At 70.0% G+C, this 14,177-nt stretch carries 18 protein-coding genes; 9 read left to right on the plus strand and 9 right to left on the minus strand.

The features are described from left to right. Positions 1-180: 180 nt before the first annotated feature. The 5 genes from KXR53_RS06775 to dnaQ are packed head-to-tail and all read left to right on the plus strand — an operon-like array spanning position 181 to position 3,807. The gene (locus tag KXR53_RS06775) at positions 181-1,011 is read left to right on the plus strand and encodes a pyruvate, water dikinase regulatory protein (RefSeq protein WP_437374336.1); all 831 of its coding nucleotides are present in this window, start codon (positions 181-183) and stop codon (positions 1,009-1,011) included. Positions 1,012-1,014: 3 nt separating this feature from the next. Continuing rightward, positions 1,015-1,611 (plus strand): Maf family protein, encoded by a 597-nt coding sequence (locus KXR53_RS06780; RefSeq protein ID WP_437374337.1) that lies wholly within the window; start codon positions 1,015-1,017, stop codon positions 1,609-1,611. Between the two features lie 5 nt (positions 1,612-1,616). Then, the gene (locus KXR53_RS06785; protein ID WP_437374379.1) at positions 1,617-2,504 is read left to right on the plus strand and encodes a shikimate dehydrogenase; all 888 of its coding nucleotides are present in this window, start codon (positions 1,617-1,619) and stop codon (positions 2,502-2,504) included. Beyond that, the gene (gene coaE, locus KXR53_RS06790; protein ID WP_437374338.1) at positions 2,504-3,130 is read left to right on the plus strand and encodes a dephospho-CoA kinase; all 627 of its coding nucleotides are present in this window, start codon (positions 2,504-2,506) and stop codon (positions 3,128-3,130) included. The genes KXR53_RS06785 and coaE overlap by 1 nt, the downstream gene beginning before the upstream one ends. Then, positions 3,130-3,807, plus strand: a complete 678-nt coding sequence (gene dnaQ, locus KXR53_RS06795) for a DNA polymerase III subunit epsilon (protein WP_437374339.1) — start codon at positions 3,130-3,132, stop codon at positions 3,805-3,807. Before coaE ends, dnaQ begins: the two co-directional genes overlap by 1 nt. Positions 3,808-3,870: 63 nt before the next feature. On the opposite strand, the gene secB is transcribed toward dnaQ, so the two are convergent. Together secB and KXR53_RS06805 are read right to left on the minus strand one after the other, a co-directional pair. Continuing rightward, positions 3,871-4,371 (minus strand): protein-export chaperone SecB, encoded by a 501-nt coding sequence (gene secB, locus KXR53_RS06800; RefSeq protein ID WP_437374340.1) that lies wholly within the window; start codon positions 4,369-4,371, stop codon positions 3,871-3,873. 98 nt (positions 4,372-4,469) lie between these two features. After that, positions 4,470-4,994, minus strand: coding sequence for an FxsA family protein (locus tag KXR53_RS06805; RefSeq protein WP_437374341.1), 525 nt, complete (start codon positions 4,992-4,994; stop codon positions 4,470-4,472). Positions 4,995-5,197: 203 nt separating this feature from the next. On the opposite strand from KXR53_RS06805, the gene KXR53_RS06810 reads away from it, so the two are divergent. Next, positions 5,198-5,863: a Tim44/TimA family putative adaptor protein gene (locus KXR53_RS06810; protein ID WP_437374342.1), complete on the plus strand. Its 666-nt coding sequence runs from the start codon at positions 5,198-5,200 to the stop codon at positions 5,861-5,863. Positions 5,864-6,005: 142 nt separating this feature from the next. Beyond that, entirely contained in the window at positions 6,006-6,518 is a 513-nt protein-coding gene (locus KXR53_RS06815; protein ID WP_437374343.1) for a Smr/MutS family protein, read from the plus strand. A gap of 4 nt (positions 6,519-6,522) precedes the next feature. Here KXR53_RS06815 and KXR53_RS06820 read toward each other — a convergent pair whose 3' ends face one another. The 3 genes from KXR53_RS06820 to KXR53_RS06830 form a co-directional block, all read right to left on the minus strand. Then, positions 6,523-6,912, minus strand: coding sequence for a type II toxin-antitoxin system VapC family toxin (locus tag KXR53_RS06820; protein WP_437374344.1), 390 nt, complete (start codon positions 6,910-6,912; stop codon positions 6,523-6,525). Beyond that, entirely contained in the window at positions 6,909-7,160 is a 252-nt protein-coding gene (locus KXR53_RS06825; protein ID WP_437374345.1) for an AbrB/MazE/SpoVT family DNA-binding domain-containing protein, read from the minus strand. Before KXR53_RS06825 ends, KXR53_RS06820 begins: the two co-directional genes overlap by 4 nt. A gap of 74 nt (positions 7,161-7,234) precedes the next feature. Continuing rightward, positions 7,235-8,122 (minus strand): LysR substrate-binding domain-containing protein, encoded by an 888-nt coding sequence (locus KXR53_RS06830; RefSeq protein ID WP_437374346.1) that lies wholly within the window; start codon positions 8,120-8,122, stop codon positions 7,235-7,237. A 109-nt stretch (positions 8,123-8,231) separates the two neighbouring features. On the opposite strand from KXR53_RS06830, the gene KXR53_RS06835 reads away from it, so the two are divergent. After that, entirely contained in the window at positions 8,232-8,888 is a 657-nt protein-coding gene (locus KXR53_RS06835) for an FMN-dependent NADH-azoreductase (RefSeq protein ID WP_437374347.1), read from the plus strand. 180 nt (positions 8,889-9,068) lie between these two features. Next, a complete protein-coding gene (locus KXR53_RS06840) occupies positions 9,069-10,451 on the plus strand; it encodes an esterase-like activity of phytase family protein (RefSeq protein ID WP_437374348.1) in 1,383 nt (460 codons plus the stop codon). A 110-nt stretch (positions 10,452-10,561) separates the two neighbouring features. Here the strand turns inward: KXR53_RS06840 and KXR53_RS06845 are convergent, their stop codons facing one another. From KXR53_RS06845 to hslV, 4 genes are all read right to left on the minus strand, one after another. Then, positions 10,562-11,179, minus strand: coding sequence for a glycoside hydrolase family 19 protein (locus KXR53_RS06845; protein ID WP_437374349.1), 618 nt, complete (start codon positions 11,177-11,179; stop codon positions 10,562-10,564). Between the two features lie 173 nt (positions 11,180-11,352). Continuing rightward, on the minus strand, positions 11,353-12,180 hold the full coding sequence (aidB, locus tag KXR53_RS06850; RefSeq protein WP_437374350.1) for an AidB family quorum-quenching N-acyl homoserine lactonase: 828 nt from the start codon (positions 12,178-12,180) through the stop codon (positions 11,353-11,355). Between the two features lie 68 nt (positions 12,181-12,248). Beyond that, the gene (gene hslU / locus KXR53_RS06855) at positions 12,249-13,565 is read right to left on the minus strand and encodes an ATP-dependent protease ATPase subunit HslU (protein WP_437374351.1); all 1,317 of its coding nucleotides are present in this window, start codon (positions 13,563-13,565) and stop codon (positions 12,249-12,251) included. Between the two features lie 44 nt (positions 13,566-13,609). After that, positions 13,610-14,158, minus strand: coding sequence for an ATP-dependent protease subunit HslV (gene hslV / locus KXR53_RS06860; protein WP_437374352.1), 549 nt, complete (start codon positions 14,156-14,158; stop codon positions 13,610-13,612). Between the last annotated feature and the right edge of the window lie 19 nt (positions 14,159-14,177).

Here is a 14,177-nt window from a genome sequence, read left to right on the forward strand (position 1 = left end):
GAGTCGCATCGGCGCGCTTCGGCGGGGGTGCTCCGGGACCGTGACTCTCGTCCCCAGCCGGATGGAAGAGTCGACGACTCGCCGGCCAGCCGGCACGAGATCGCGTCAAGCCTCACGAATCCGGCCTTGATCCCGAATTTGCCCACAGACAATCCCCATGCCTCGGGATACAAGATGGGCATGGCGCAGACGAAGACATTCCACCTACATCTCGTTTCGGATTCGACCGGCGACACCATTCATAGCGTCGCGCGGGCCTGCCTCGCCCAGTTCGAAGGGGCGGAGCCGATCGAGCATTTCTGGAACCTGGTGCGGACCAACCGCCAGCTCGACATGGTGATCGAGGAGATCCGCACCCATCCCGGCATCGTCGTCTTCACCCTGGTCGATGACGGGCTGCGCCACCGGCTGATGGATGTCTGCGGCTCGCTCGGCGTGCCCTGCATCTCGGTGCTCGATCCGATCATGGCGGCGCTGGCGCAGCAGCTCGGCATGGCGGTGCATGGCCGCCCGGGACGGCAGCACGCGATGGACGCCGCCTATTTCCACCGCATCGAGGCGATGGACTATGCGCTGGCCCATGACGACGGCCATCTGACGGGCGAGATGCACCAGGCCGATGTCATCCTGGTCGGCGTCTCCCGCACCTCGAAGACCCCGACCTGCCTCTACCTCGCCAATCGCGGGGTGAAGGCGGCGAACGTCCCCTTCGTCCCGGGGCTGCCGCTGCCGGAGGATCTGCACAGGGTCAGCCGGCCGCTGATCGTCGGGCTGACGAAGGACCCGGAGCAGCTGGTGCAGCTGCGCCGCAACCGGATGCAGATGCTGAACCAGGCCCAGACCACCGATTATGTCGACCCGGAGCTGGTGCGGTCGGAGGTGGCGGAGGCGCGGCGCTATTTCGCCAAGCACCGCTGGCCGGTGATCGACGTCAGCCGCCGCGCGATCGAGGAGACGGCGGCGGAGATCCTGTCGCTGCTCGCCCGCCGCGGCCGCAGCGTGGGGGTGTGAGACGTGAGCGCGCTGGTCCTCGCCTCCGGCAGCGCGACGCGGCGGGCGATGCTCGAAGCCGCCGGCGTCGCCGTCACGGTCAGCCCGGCAGCGATCGACGAGGCCGAGGTCAAGGCCTCGATGAAGGCCGAGGGCGCGTCCCCGGCCGATGTCGCCGAGGCGCTGGCGGTACTGAAGGCGCAGCGGGCGTCGCGGCGGCATCCCGGCGCCCTCGTCATCGGCGCCGACCAGATGCTGGACTGCGACGGCGTCTGGTACGACAAGCCCGCCGACCGGGAAGCGGCCCGCGACCAGCTGCTGGCGCTGCGCGGCCGCACCCACACCCTGACCTCGACGGCGGTGGCGGTGCGCGACGGCGAAAGGCTGTGGCACGCGACCGACCGGGCGCGGCTGACCATGCGGCCGTTCAGCCATGTCTTCCTGGAATCCTATCTCGACGCGGTCGGCGATGCGGTGCTGAGCTCGGTCGGCGGCTATCAGCTGGAAGGCCGCGGGGCGCAGCTCTTCGCCAAGGTCGAGGGCGACCATTTCACCATCCTCGGCCTGCCGCTGCTGCCACTGCTCGGCTTTCTGCGCGACCACGGGGTGCTGCCGTCGTGAGCGGACTGCTTCTGACCGCGAAGGGCCGTCTGGCCGGGGTGATCGGCTGGCCGGTCGGGCATTCCCGCTCGCCGCAGCTGCACGGCCACTGGTTGGCGCGCTATCGCATCGACGGCGCCTATGTGCCGATGGCCGTGCCGCCCGAGCGGCTGGAGGCGGCGTTGCGCGGCCTCGCCGCCCTCGGCTTCCGCGGCTGCAACGTCACGGTGCCGCACAAGGAGGCGGCGATGGCCCTGGTCGACGAGCTCGACCCGCTGGCCCGCCGCATCGCCGCGGTGAACACCATCGTCGTGCGCGAGGACGGCAGCCTCTTCGGCACCAACACCGACGGCTTCGGCTTCCTGGCCAATCTCCAGGCCGGCGCATCCTTGAACGCCAAGGAAGGGGGCTGGTCGGCGGGCGCGGGACCCGCCGTGGTGATCGGCGCCGGCGGCGCGGCCCGGGCGGTGATCGTCGCCCTGGCCGATGCCGGCGCGCCGGAGATCCGCCTGGCCAACCGCACCCGGGCCCGCGCCGAGACCCTGGCGGCGGAGCTGGGCGGGCCGGGCACCGTGCCCATAACCGTCATTGACTGGGCTGACCGGGCCGCGGCGCTGGACGGCGCGGCGCTGCTGGTCAACACCACCACCGAGGGCATGGTCGGCCGCCCGCCGCTCGACCTGCCGCTCGACGCGCTGCCGCCGGTGGCGCTGGTCAACGACATCGTCTATGTGCCGCTGGAGACGCCGCTGCTGGCCGCGGCGCGGGCGCGCGGCAACCCGGTGGTCGACGGGCTCGGCATGCTGCTGCACCAGGCCCGGCCGGGCTTCGAAGCGTGGTTCGGCGTGGCGCCGATGGTCGATTCCGCGCTGCGGGCCGCGGTGCTGGGGCCCACGGACTCGGGGCGATCCTGATGCGGATCCTGGGCCTCACCGGCTCGATCGGCATGGGCAAGTCGACCGCGGCGGCGATGCTGCGGCGCGACGGCGTCGCCGTGCACGACGCCGACGCCGTGGTGCATGACCTGCTGCGCCGCGGCGGGGCGGCGGTGCCGGCGGTGGCCGCGGCCTTCCCGGAGGCGGTGCGCGACGGCGCGGTCGACCGCCGGGCGCTCGGCGCGCTGGTGTTCGGCAAGCCGGAGGCGCTGCGCCGGCTGGAGGCGATCCTGCACCCGCTGGTGCGCCGCCGCATGCGCCGCTTCCTGCAGCAGGCCGGGCGGCGCGGCGACCGGCTGGTGGTGCTCGATATCCCGCTGCTGTTCGAGACCGGGGGCGAGCGGTTCTGCGACGCCGTCGCCGTGGTCAGCGCGCCGCGCCTGCTGCAGCGCCAGCGGGTGCTGACCCGACCGGGCATGACGCGCGAGAAATTCGCCGCCATCCTGGCGGCACAGATGCCCGACCGCGAGAAGCGGCGGCGGGCGGATTGGGTGGTGCCGACCGGCCTCGGCCGCCGGCCGACGCGGCTGGCCCTGCGGGCCGTGCGGCGGCAGGCGCTGGCGCGGCCGGGGCGGCGCTGGCGGCCCTCATTGAAGGTGGTGTGATGCGCGAGATCGTCCTGGACACAGAAACCACCGGCCTGCATGCGCTGGGCGGCGACCGCCTGGTCGAGATCGGCGGGGTCGAGATGATCAACCACGTTCCGACCGGCCGGCATTTCCACGTCTACATCAACCCGGAGCGGCCGGTGCCGTTGGAGGCGCAGCGGGTGCACGGGCTGACCGACGAGTTCCTGGGCGACAAGCCGCTCTTCGCCGAGGTGGTGGGCGACTTCCTGGACTTCGTCGGCGACGCCATGCTGGTGATCCACAACGCCGAATTCGACATGGGCTTCCTGAACGCCGAGCTCGGGCGGCTCGGCCTGCCGCCGATCCCGATGGCGCGGGCGATCGACACGGTGGCGCTGGCCCGGCGGCGCTGGCCCGGCGCCCAGGCCTCGCTCGACGCGCTGTGCCGGCGCTTCGGCATCGACAATTCCGGCCGCACCCTGCACGGGGCGCTGCTCGACGCCCAACTGCTGGCCGAGGTGTGGCTGGAGATGTGCGGCGGCCGCGAGCCGGGCCTCGCCATCACCACGACGGTCGCGGTCACCGAGACCACGGTGGTGGTCGAGCGCGTCGCCCGCCCGGCGCGGCCGCACGCCCCGACCGAGGAGGAGCTGGCCGCCCATCTCGCCTTCATCAAGGGCCTGACCGACGCGCTGTGGCTGAAGGAGGGATGAGGGCGGACAAGAAAAAGCCCCGCCGGAGCGGGGCTTGGTCTTTGCCGCAGAGGGCGGCCGGCGTCAGTTCACGCTCGGCTGCTCGTTCTCGGATTCGGACCGGGCGCGCAGTGCGGCGAGCTGGCGGCGGAACAGCTCGGTGAAGTCGATCGGCTGGATCAGCAGCGGCGGGAAGCCGCCGTTGCGCGTCGCCTCGGCGATCACCGACCGGGCGAAGGGAAACAGAAGGCGCGGCGCCTCGATCAGCAGCAGCGGCGCCGTCTGCTCCTTGGTCGCATTGGCCAGCACGACCACGCCGCCATAGCTCAGCTCGCACAGGAAGGTGGCGGCGTCGCCGGTCTTGGCCTCGGCCTTGATGTGCAGCACCACCTCGAAGGCGTTGTCGGCCAGCTGCTGGGTGCGGACATCGACATTGACCGTCACCTGCGGCGGCGTCGACTGCTGGGTCAGGCTGCGCGGCGCGTTCGGGTTCTCGAAGGACAGGTCCTTGACGTACTGCGCCGAGATCTGCAGCGACGGCTGCAGCGGCTGGGCCGCGTCGGGCTGCTGGTTGACGTCCGACATGAAAAATCTCCCTGGAAACTCTGGCTGGGCTGGCCGGCGAAAGACGGCGTCTCGCTAGCACGGAACCCGTGGCGGCCACAACCGGGGAGGGAGGCCGATCACGAGGGGCGGCGCACATCCTTGTCGTCCGGGCCGCGCCAGCGCGAATCCTCGAGCCGCGGCGCGGTCGGATCGGCGCCGCCCTCCGGGTGGACCTCGGTGTAGTCCGCGTCGATCACGGTGCCACCGCCGGGGCCGCGCCCACCGCCGGGCCAGACGGTGAAGCCGCCGCGGCGCTGGGCCTGCACGCCGAGCCAGCGGATCAGGCTGCGTCGCACCGGCGGCAGCAGCAACGGCAGCGCCATCAGGTCGCTGAGGAAGCCGGGGAAGATCAGCAGCAGCGCCGCCAGCACCAGCAGGGCGGCATGCGCCACCGGCTCGGCCGGCGGCTCGCCCCGGGCCAGCGCCGCCTGCATCTCGCGCAGCGCCCGCATCCCCTGCCGCTTCAGCAGCAGCGAGCCGATCACGCCGATGGCGATGAACAGCACCAGGGTGGCGACGACGCCGATCCAGCGGCCGACCAGGATGAACACCGTGATCTCGGCCAGAACCGGGACAAGAAGCAGCAGGGCGAGAAGGGGCATCGGTTTCCCTTGCCGTTTGGGGGGCGGCAGCCTATCTGTCGGGGGCAGGCGTCGTTCCTGACCGCGCATCCTGGCCCGGACGGCCGTCCGCCGAGAGGTTGCTTCATCCGGACAGGCCCGACCAAGAGTTAGTGTCGCGCGGCGCCCGGGTCCAGAGCGATGCGTTCGGCGCCGGCACGGGCGCGCGACAAGTGTAGGGAGCGATGGGCGAAGGCTCTTTCCTCGATATCCTGGTTCTGGCGGTGATCGCCGGGTTTCTGATTCTGCGGCTGCGCAGCGTGCTCGGCCGCCGCACGGGGACCGAGCAGCGGCGGCCGAATCCGCTGGCCCAGCCGCCGGCGCGGCCGGAGGCGCGCGCGCCCGACAACGTCGTGAGCATGCCGGAGCGGCCGCGCGCCGCCGGCAACGGCGAGGCGGGCCCGGCCAGCGGCCTGACCCAGATCAAGATCGCCGACCGCAGCTTCAGCGAAGGCAGCTTCCTGGGCGGCGCCCGCGGCGCCTTCAAGATGATCGTCGAGGCCTTCGCCCGCGGCGACACGGCGACGCTGCGCCCGCTCCTGTCCGACGAGCTGTATGACGAGTTCAGCGCCGCGATCCGCGAGCGCCTGGCCGCCGGTCACACCCTGGATGAGACGGTGGAGGCGGTCGACCGCGCCGAGATCGTCGAGGCGCGCCTCGACGGCCGCACCGCCTTCGTCACCGTGCGCTTCGCCTCGCGCCAGAGGAGCGTGCTGCGCGATGGCGAGGGCAAGGTGGTCGAGGGCAACCCGGACCAGTCGGTCGAGGTCACCGATGTCTGGACTTTTGCCCGCAACACTCGCGCCACCGACCCGAACTGGGCGCTGGTCGAGACCCGCGAATCCCACTGAGTGATCGATGCCGGTTGTCCTGACACGCCCGGCCCGGCCATGCCCGGGACGCGTCCGGCCGGCCGAGGATGCCGATTGCTGACCCGGCATGGCCAAGACTCGAAAACCGAGCGAGGAAGAGCGCCGCCTCTGGCGTCTCGTGATGCAGGACGTCGTGCCGCTGCGGCCGCGCGACCCGGCATCGCCGCCCCCGCCTGAACCCCCACCGCCACCGCCGTCGGGTCCGTCCCCTCGACCGGCCGCGTCCGGCCAGAAGCCGGCCGCGGCGCCGAAGCCGCCCCTGCCGCCGGCTGCGCCGAAGCGGCTGCGCCCCGGCGACCTGACCGGCATCGACGGCCACCGCGCCGACCGGCTGCGCCGCGGCAAGGAGGGGATCGAGGGCAGGCTCGACCTGCACGGCATGCGCCAGGTCGAGGCGCATGACGCGCTGATCGGCTTCGTTGCCTCGGCCTATCGGGCCGGCAAGAAGACGCTCCTGGTGATCACCGGCAAGGGCAGCTTCTCGAACGGCGACAGCGTGCTGCGCGCCAAGGTGCCGCTCTGGCTCAACGAGCCGCCGCTGCGCGACAAGGTCCTGGCGATCACCCCGGCCCATCCCCGCGACGGCGGCTCCGGCGCGCTCTACGTCGTGCTCAAGCGCCGACGGGAGGGGTAGGCGGTCAGCGGATCACGTCGACGGTGACGCCCACAACACCGGCGATGTCACGCCAGGGCCGGTCAGCCGTGACCGCCGGTATCTCCAGTCGCTTTGCCAGAGCCAGGCAGGCCCGGTCGCCCAGCGACAGGCCCGCCGGCCGTGTCAGCGGCAGCAACATGCCTGCCGCATAAGCCAGATCCTCGTCGAAGAGGACTCGTTCTAGCGGCAATGGTCCAAGCACCGACCGGACATCCGATTCCGCGACACCGTTGCGTGCGAAGTGGCCAACAACCTCGGACAGGTTGACCATCGTCACCGCCGCATCCGGTAACACCGCCTTTACCTTGTCGGCACCCGGTTCCCCGCGCAGGAGGGCGAGAATGGCGGAGGCGTCGAGGACGGCCGCTGTCATTCCTTCGCCGCCTCGCGTCGCCGTTCGGCCAAGAAGGCGTCGACGGAGGCCTCCGGCTTGTCGCCCAGCAGCTGCCGCGTCAGGGCCTGAGCCTGGGCGACGACCTCATCGACCGTCCGGATCCGGATGTCGCGGCCGTCGAGCTCGACCATGACATCGCCGCCATGCTCAAGGCCGACGGCTCGACGCAGATCGGCCGGAATGCTCAGCCGACCGGACTCCGAGACTTTGGCTTTGACTGCGTTCATGGCGTAAATCCAGATTATGCCATATAGTTGAAATATGGCGTGAAACGCGACTGGCAACAAGAGCCGGACTGACCTCAGGGGGTCGGCCGGCTCCCGAACTCCGCCAGGATCCACTCCCGCACCGCCGCCACCGCCTCGTCCTTTAACCCTGGGCGGCGGACCAGGTGGAAGCCCATGCCCTCGATCGCCGGGCCGAAGGGCTGCACCAGCGTCCCGGCAGCGAGCTCCGCCGCCACCAGGGTCAGGCTCAGCAGGCCGACGCCGTGGCCGGCCGCCACCGCCTGGATGGCGTGGCTCTCGTCGGTGTAGTGCAGGGCGGAGGCGCCGCGCTCCGGCAGACCGGCCGCGGCGAACCAGCGCGGCCAGCTCGGCTTCTCCGGATGCGGAATTCGCCACTCGAAATGGATCAGGCGATGCTGCGCCAGCTGCTCTGGCGCCGTCAGTCCGAGTGAGGGATGCGCCACCGGCGCCAGCCGGTCGGTGCCCAGCAGCTCCGACCGCAGCCCGGGATAGGCGCCGCCGCCGTAACGGATGGCGAGATCGGCGGTGCCGACGGCCAGGTCCACCGGCTCGTCCGCGGCCAGCAGGCGCAGCGTGATATCCGGCCGCCGCTCCTGGAACGATGCCACCCGCGGCACCAAGAGGCGGGCGGTGAAGGCGCGGGTCGCGGTCAGGGTCACTGTGCGGGGGCCCGCCTTCGCCGACAGCGCCTCGATGGTGCGGGCGAAGGCGTCGAAGCCGTCGCGCAGCACCGGATACAGGCGCTGCGCCGCCTCGGTCATGACCACCTGGCGGGTGCGGCGCTCGAACAGCCGCAGGCCCATGGTTTCCTCCAGCAGTCGGATCTGATGGCTGATCGCGGTCGGGGTCACCAGCAGCTCCTCGGCCGCGCGCTTGAAGCTGAGATGGCGGGCCGCGGCCTCGAAGGCGCGCAGAGCGGCGAGCGGGGGCAGGCGGCGCATGGCGCTTCACACGGATGAATTCACATCAGCCATAAGATGAGGGATTCGCCTTTGTCCGCAAGCCGGAAAGCGCGCATCTCCTGGGCCGGAGAGGTTCCGGAGTTCAGCCATGACCACGATCCTGCACATCGATTCCAGCGCCCGCGCCGGCCGCTCGCACACGCGGCGCCTGTCCGCCCGCTTCGTCCAGGGCTGGCTGGCGCGGCGGCCGCGCGACCCGGTGATCCGCCGTGATGTCGGCCTGGAACCGCCGCCGGCGGTGACCGAGGCCTGGATCGCCGCCGCCTTCACCAAGCCGGAGCGGCGGACCGAGCCGATGCGCGCTGCGCTGGCGCTCAGCGACGCGCTGGTGGACGAGCTGGAGCGCGCCGATCTGATCGTCGCCGGCGTGCCGATGTACAATTTCGGCCTGCCGGCGGGAATGAAGGCCTGGGTCGACAACATCGTCCGGGTCGGCCGCACCTTCGGCTTCGACCGCAGCCGGCAGGGCGAGCCCTACTGGCCGATGCTGTCCGGCAAGCGGCTGGTCACGCTCGGCGCCCGTGGCGACTGGGGCTACGACCCCGGTGGACGGCTTTCCGGCCTCAACCATGTCGAGCCGCATCTCGAGACGGTGTTCCGCTACATCGGCATCACCGACACGGTTTCCATCGCTGTGGAGTACGACGAGTTCGCCGATGAGCGGGTCGAGCAGTCGCTGCAGGCGGCGGAGGTCGAGATCGACCGGCTGGTGGCGCGGATGACGGAGGAGGCGCAGGCGGCCTAAAGAACAGCGGCCCGAAACATTGACCCGTCATGGCGAGCCCCGAAGCGCCGTGGCCATGACACTTGGGGATCTGAAGGCCTTCTGCGCAGATCCGCGACCCGAGAGTTTCACGCGCCTGTCATCCGGCCGTCATCGCCCGTCCCCACTCTCTCGCCGCTTTCGAGACCGAGAGGGGGACTCATGCTTCCGTTTCGCAGCGCCGCCGCTTCCCTGGCGATCCTGGCCCTGTCCGCCGCTGGCGCCCTGGCGGGCGACGATCCGGCGCCGCAGACTTTCCCGGCGGTGCTTGCCGGCCATGCCGTGCTGCCGGCGATGACCTTCGCGGCGCCGCCGGCCGACGCGCCGGCGATGTTCGCCACCTCCGGCAAGTTCGCCGGCCCGACGCCGGCCCGCATCGACCGGCCGTTCAGCACCATGGGCACGACCGGCAGCAAGGATGCGGTGCGCGAGACCGGGGTGCTGTTCCCCTTCGTCGGCCAGGCGGTGCAGGGCTTCAGCGGCATCAAGCCGGTCGGCAACGGCGAGTACGTCGTGCTCACCGACAACGGCTTCGGCGCGAAGGCCAATTCGCCCGACGCGATGCTGATGGTGCACCGGGTGAAGCCGGACTGGCAGACCGGCCGCGTCGCGGTGCTGAACACGCTGTTCCTCAGCGACCCGGACCGGAAGGTGCCGTTCCGCATCACCACCGAGGCGACGAAGGAGCGTTACCTGACCGGCGCCGACTTCGATATCGAATCGGTGCAGCCGGTCGGCGACCACTATTGGTTCGGCGACGAGCTCGGTCCCTTCCTGATCGAGACCGACGCGGCCGGCCGGGTGCTGACTGTGGTCGACACCGCGGCCGACGGCAAGCCGGTGCGGTCGCCGGACAATCCCTATCTCACCACGCCGGCCGCCCCGGGCCCGGTCGCCTTCGAGGCGCGGCGCAGCAAGGGCTTCGAGGGCATGGCCGCGTCCGCGGACGGCAAGACCCTGTACCCGCTGCTCGAAGGCGGGCTGTGGGACCCGGCCAAGGGCGCGCCGGAGACCGACGCCGAAGGCCGCGAATATCTGCGCGTGCTGGAATTCGACACCGCGTCGAAAAAATTCACCGGCAAATCGTGGAAGTACCGGCTCGAGGCCAAGGGCAACGCGATCGGCGACTTCAACCTGATCGACGCCACCCGCGGCCTGATCATCGAGCGCGACAACGGCGAGGGCGACGCCGCCCAGGCCTGCCAGGGTGTGCCGAAGCCGGACTGCTTCGCCACCCCGGCGAAGTTCAAGCGCGTCTTCCTCATCGATCTCGCCCAGGCGGATGCCGACGGCTTCCTGCGCAAGATCGGCTCGATCGACCTGATGGCGATCCAGGATCCCGACCACAAGGCGCGCCGGGGCGGGCATGACGGCACGCTCAGCTTCCCCTTCGTCACCATCGAGAACGTGGCGCGGGTGGACGCCGACCACATCATCATCGCCAACGACAACAACCTGCCGTTCTCCTCCGGCCGCGCGGTCGACCGGCAGGACGACAACGAGTTCGTCCTGCTCAAGGTCACCGAGCTGCTGAACGCGCAGTAGGGCGGCATCGCTGCGTTACATCCCCCTCGCCGGCCGAGGGGGATTGTCCTCACCGCGGCCGGTGCGCCGTCACAGCGCTGCAAGCCGGCTGATCGCTGGGTTTGCGGACGTCAGGTCGTGTAGCTTATCGACCCATAGTATTTCTTCGCGTAGCTGGCGACGAGCTCCGCCCGCTCGGTGCCGTTGATGATGCGACGAGCGCTCGTCCAGTCCTCCTTCGACGGGTTGAAGTAATCCGAGAGCTTCTTGCCGGTGAAAAGTCCGTTCGCCATGCCCTTGAACAGGACCTTGGTGGCGATATCGACACGCATGACCAGATCGGGGTTGGCAACGACATCGATCCCGGTCAGCTGTTTCACAGCCTCATAGTTCGACTTGTGGGTGAGCTGGACGTAGCCGCGCCCCAGCCAGGTCTTCCCGTTGGCGTCGCGGCGCCAATACGGCCGGGAGACCCAAGGCAGCCTGCCGGCGGCCCAGGCTCGCTCGAGCTTTGCGATGGCTTGGTCGTCGGTCGCGGCAAACGTCTCTCGAACCGGCTGCATGGTGCGGCCCGTCTCGTGATGGGTGGTGCCCAGCATATAGGCCAGCCAGCGATCATCCTCGCGGGCCATTCCGTTTTCCCATTCGTCGAGAATCGTGGTGAGGCCGGCGACCTGAGATGGACTCAGTCTCCCGTCGAACAGGGTCAGGCGTGCGGAGTCGAAGAAGAATCTCCTGTTAATGGCCATTTCAATGCCTCCGAATATCCATTTCGGCTTATCTCTGGAATGTAGGCGAAAAACTTTGCAACACCCGTATGAGGTGACAACAGAGACGGTAACAAGCTTGCAAATATTAGGACAAAATGATCATACGCCGGCGATGTGGCGAATTTCTGTCCAAATCAAGGTCCCGCCGGGCCTCAACCCTCGACGAAGCGCCAGCCCCGCTCGCCGGCTTCGATCCGGCCGGTCCGGCTGACATGGCTGCCGGTGACCAGCCAGCCCTGCCGGGCCGCCTGCTCCAGCAGGGAACGCCGGGTCTGCACCGCCAGCGCCGGGTCGAGGTCATAGGTGAGGCCGACCTCCGGATCCTCGATCTGCGGGACGCCGAGGTGGATGGCGTCGGCCCAGATCAGCAAGGCGTCCCGGCCTTCGCCGATCAGATAGCCGCTCTGCCCCGGCGTGTGGCCGGGCAGCGGCACGGCCTCGACGCCCGGCATGCCCTCGACCGGTCCCGGCGCGATGGCCCGGATGCGGCCGGCATAGGCCCGGGCCAGGTCGGCGACGGTCTTAAAGTTGCCGCGGCGGTTCGGCGGGAAGGTCTCGGCGATTGCCGGATCGCCGAAGAAGGCGAAATCGCGTTCCGGAAACAGAATCTCGGCCCGCGGCAGCCAGGGCCGGTCGCCGTCGAGGAGGCCGAGGGCGTGGTCGCCGTGAGGATGGGTCAGCAGGACGCGGTCGACCTCTTCGGGACGCACGCCGGCCGCGGCCAGGGCCGCGCGCGCCTTGCCCAGCGCCGGCCCCCAATGGTCGCCCGTGCCGGCATCGATCAGGGAGACCCCGTTCTCTCCCCTCAGGAGATAGCAGTTGACGTCGATGCTGATCTTGTGGCCGGGCCAGCCGTCGATCAAGCGTCTGCTCGCCTCCTCGCCGCCGGCATGGGCCAGCACGGTCTTGGGGGCCTCGAAGATGCCGTCGAGCAGCACGGTGACATCATAGGGGCCGAAGCGCCTGGCAACAGCGGACATGTCGGTTCCTCTCGGCAGAAAGGGCTGCTTGCCGCCGCAGCCCCTCTCCGTCATCGCCAGATCGGCGCCTACAGGATGAACTTGCTCAGATCCGCGTTCTTCGTCAGCGCGCCGACGCGGTCGTGGACATAATCGGCGTCGATCCGCACCGTCTCGCCGGAGCGGTCGGAGGCGGTGAAGCTGACCTCGTCCAGCAGCCGCTCCAGCACCGTGTGCAACCGGCGGGCGCCGATGTTCTCGACCGAGCGGTTGATCTCCGCCGCCAGGTCGGCCAGGGCGTCAATCGAGTCCTCGGTGAAGTCGAGCGTCACCTCCTCGGTGCCCAGCAGCGCCTTGTACTGCTTGATCAGGCTGTGCTCCGGCTCGGTCAGGATGCGGCGGAAATCGTCGCGCGACAGGGCCTGCAGCTCGACCCGGATCGGCAGGCGGCCCTGCAGCTCCGGCAGCAGGTCGGACGGCTTGGCCAGCTGGAAGGCGCCCGAGGCGATGAACAGGATGTGGTCGGTGCGCACCGTGCCGTGCTTGGTCGCCACCTGGGTGCCCTCGATCAGCGGCAGCAGATCGCGCTGCACGCCCTCGCGGCTGACATCGGCGCCCACCCGCTCCGATCGCGCCGTGATCTTGTCGATCTCGTCCAGGAAGACGATGCCGTTCTGCTCGACCAGATGGATCGCCTCGGACGTCACCTTCTCCTGGTCCAGCAGCTTGTCCGATTCCTCGGCCAGCAGCACGGCGTGGCTCTCGGATACGGTCATGCGCCGCGGCTTGGTGCGGCCGCCGAAAGCCTTGCCGAAGATGTCGTTGAGGTTGAGCATCCCCATCTGGGCGCCGGGCATGCCCGGGATGTCGAAGGTCGGCAGCGCGCCGCCGGTGTCGGCCACCTGGATCTCGATCTCGCGGTCGTTCAGCTGGCCCTCGCGCAGCATCTTGCGGAACTTCTGCCGGGTCTCGGCCGAGGCGTTCTCGCCCACCAGCGCGTCCAGCACCCGCTCCTCGGCCCGGATCTCGGCCTTGGCGGCGACCTCGCGGCGCAGCGTGTCGCGCGTCATCTTGATCGCGATCTCCAGAAGATCGCGGACGATCTGCTCGACATCGCGGCCGACATAGCCGACCTCGGTGAACTTGGTCGCCTCGACCTTCAGGAACGGGGCGTTGGCCAGCTTCGCCAGGCGGCGCGCGATCTCGGTCTTGCCGACGCCGGTCGGGCCGATCATCAGGATGTTCTTCGGCAGAACCTCCTCGCGCAGCGCCTCGGGCAGCTGCTGGCGGCGCCAGCGGTTGCGCAGGGCGATGGCGACGGCGCGCTTGGCCTCGTGCTGGCCGACGATGAAGCGGTCGAGCTCGGAGACGATCTCGCGCGGGCTGAAATTGGAAGTCTCGGTCATGTCGGGTCCTTCGCGGCCTCGGGTCGCTCGGCGTGGGGCCGCGATCACAGGCGTTCCAGCGTGATGTTGTGGTTGGTGTAGATGCAGATGTCGCCGGCGATCTTCATCGCCTTGCGCGCCACCGTCTCGGCATCCAGCTCGGGGTGCTCCAGATAGGCCCTGGCGGCGGCGAGCGCGAAGGGCCCGCCGGAGCCGATGCCGATCAGCCCGTCATCGGGCTCCAGCACGTCGCCGGTGCCGGTCAGGATCAGCGACACCTGGCGGTCGCACACCGCCATCATCGCCTCCAGCCGCCGCAGATAGCGGTCGGTGCGCCAGTCCTTGGCCAGCTCGACGCAGGCTCGGGCCAGCTGGCCCGGATGCTTCTCCAGCTGGGCCTCGAGGCGCTCGAACAGCGCCATGGCGTCGGCCGTCGCCCCGGCGAAGCCGGCGATGACGCTGCCGTCGCCCAGGCGGCGCACCTTGCGGGCGGTGCCCTTCATCACGGTGTTGCCGGCGGTGACCTGTCCGTCGCCGGCGATGACGACATGGCCGTTCTTGCGCACGGCGAGGATGGTGGTGCCGTGCCAGGCGGCACTCTCGGAAGACGACATGCAGAAATCCGGAAACGCT

It is taken from the genome of Inquilinus limosus, assembly GCF_051487185.1.
GTDB lineage: Bacteria > Pseudomonadota > Alphaproteobacteria > DSM-16000 > Inquilinaceae > Inquilinus > Inquilinus limosus_F.

Coding starts and splice junctions, on each gene's coding strand:
- coaE (WP_437374338.1), top strand. CDS start 2,504: ATGCGGATCCTGGGCCTCACCGGCTCGATCGGCATGGGCAAGTCGACC.
- dnaQ (WP_437374339.1), top strand. CDS start 3,130: ATGCGCGAGATCGTCCTGGACACAGAAACCACCGGCCTGCATGCGCTG.
- KXR53_RS06805 (WP_437374341.1), bottom strand. CDS start 4,994: ATGCCCCTTCTCGCCCTGCTGCTTCTTGTCCCGGTTCTGGCCGAGATC.
- KXR53_RS06775 (WP_437374336.1), top strand. CDS start 181: ATGGCGCAGACGAAGACATTCCACCTACATCTCGTTTCGGATTCGACC.
- hslV (WP_437374352.1), bottom strand. CDS start 14,158: ATGTCGTCTTCCGAGAGTGCCGCCTGGCACGGCACCACCATCCTCGCC.
- KXR53_RS06840 (WP_437374348.1), top strand. CDS start 9,069: ATGCTTCCGTTTCGCAGCGCCGCCGCTTCCCTGGCGATCCTGGCCCTG.
- aidB (WP_437374350.1), bottom strand. CDS start 12,180: ATGTCCGCTGTTGCCAGGCGCTTCGGCCCCTATGATGTCACCGTGCTG.
- KXR53_RS06820 (WP_437374344.1), bottom strand. CDS start 6,912: ATGACAGCGGCCGTCCTCGACGCCTCCGCCATTCTCGCCCTCCTGCGC.
- secB (WP_437374340.1), bottom strand. CDS start 4,371: ATGTCGGACGTCAACCAGCAGCCCGACGCGGCCCAGCCGCTGCAGCCG.
- KXR53_RS06845 (WP_437374349.1), bottom strand. CDS start 11,179: ATGGCCATTAACAGGAGATTCTTCTTCGACTCCGCACGCCTGACCCTG.
- KXR53_RS06835 (WP_437374347.1), top strand. CDS start 8,232: ATGACCACGATCCTGCACATCGATTCCAGCGCCCGCGCCGGCCGCTCG.
- KXR53_RS06815 (WP_437374343.1), top strand. CDS start 6,006: ATGCAGGACGTCGTGCCGCTGCGGCCGCGCGACCCGGCATCGCCGCCC.
- KXR53_RS06830 (WP_437374346.1), bottom strand. CDS start 8,122: ATGCGCCGCCTGCCCCCGCTCGCCGCTCTGCGCGCCTTCGAGGCCGCG.
- hslU (WP_437374351.1), bottom strand. CDS start 13,565: ATGACCGAGACTTCCAATTTCAGCCCGCGCGAGATCGTCTCCGAGCTC.
- KXR53_RS06825 (WP_437374345.1), bottom strand. CDS start 7,160: ATGAACGCAGTCAAAGCCAAAGTCTCGGAGTCCGGTCGGCTGAGCATT.
- KXR53_RS06810 (WP_437374342.1), top strand. CDS start 5,198: ATGGGCGAAGGCTCTTTCCTCGATATCCTGGTTCTGGCGGTGATCGCC.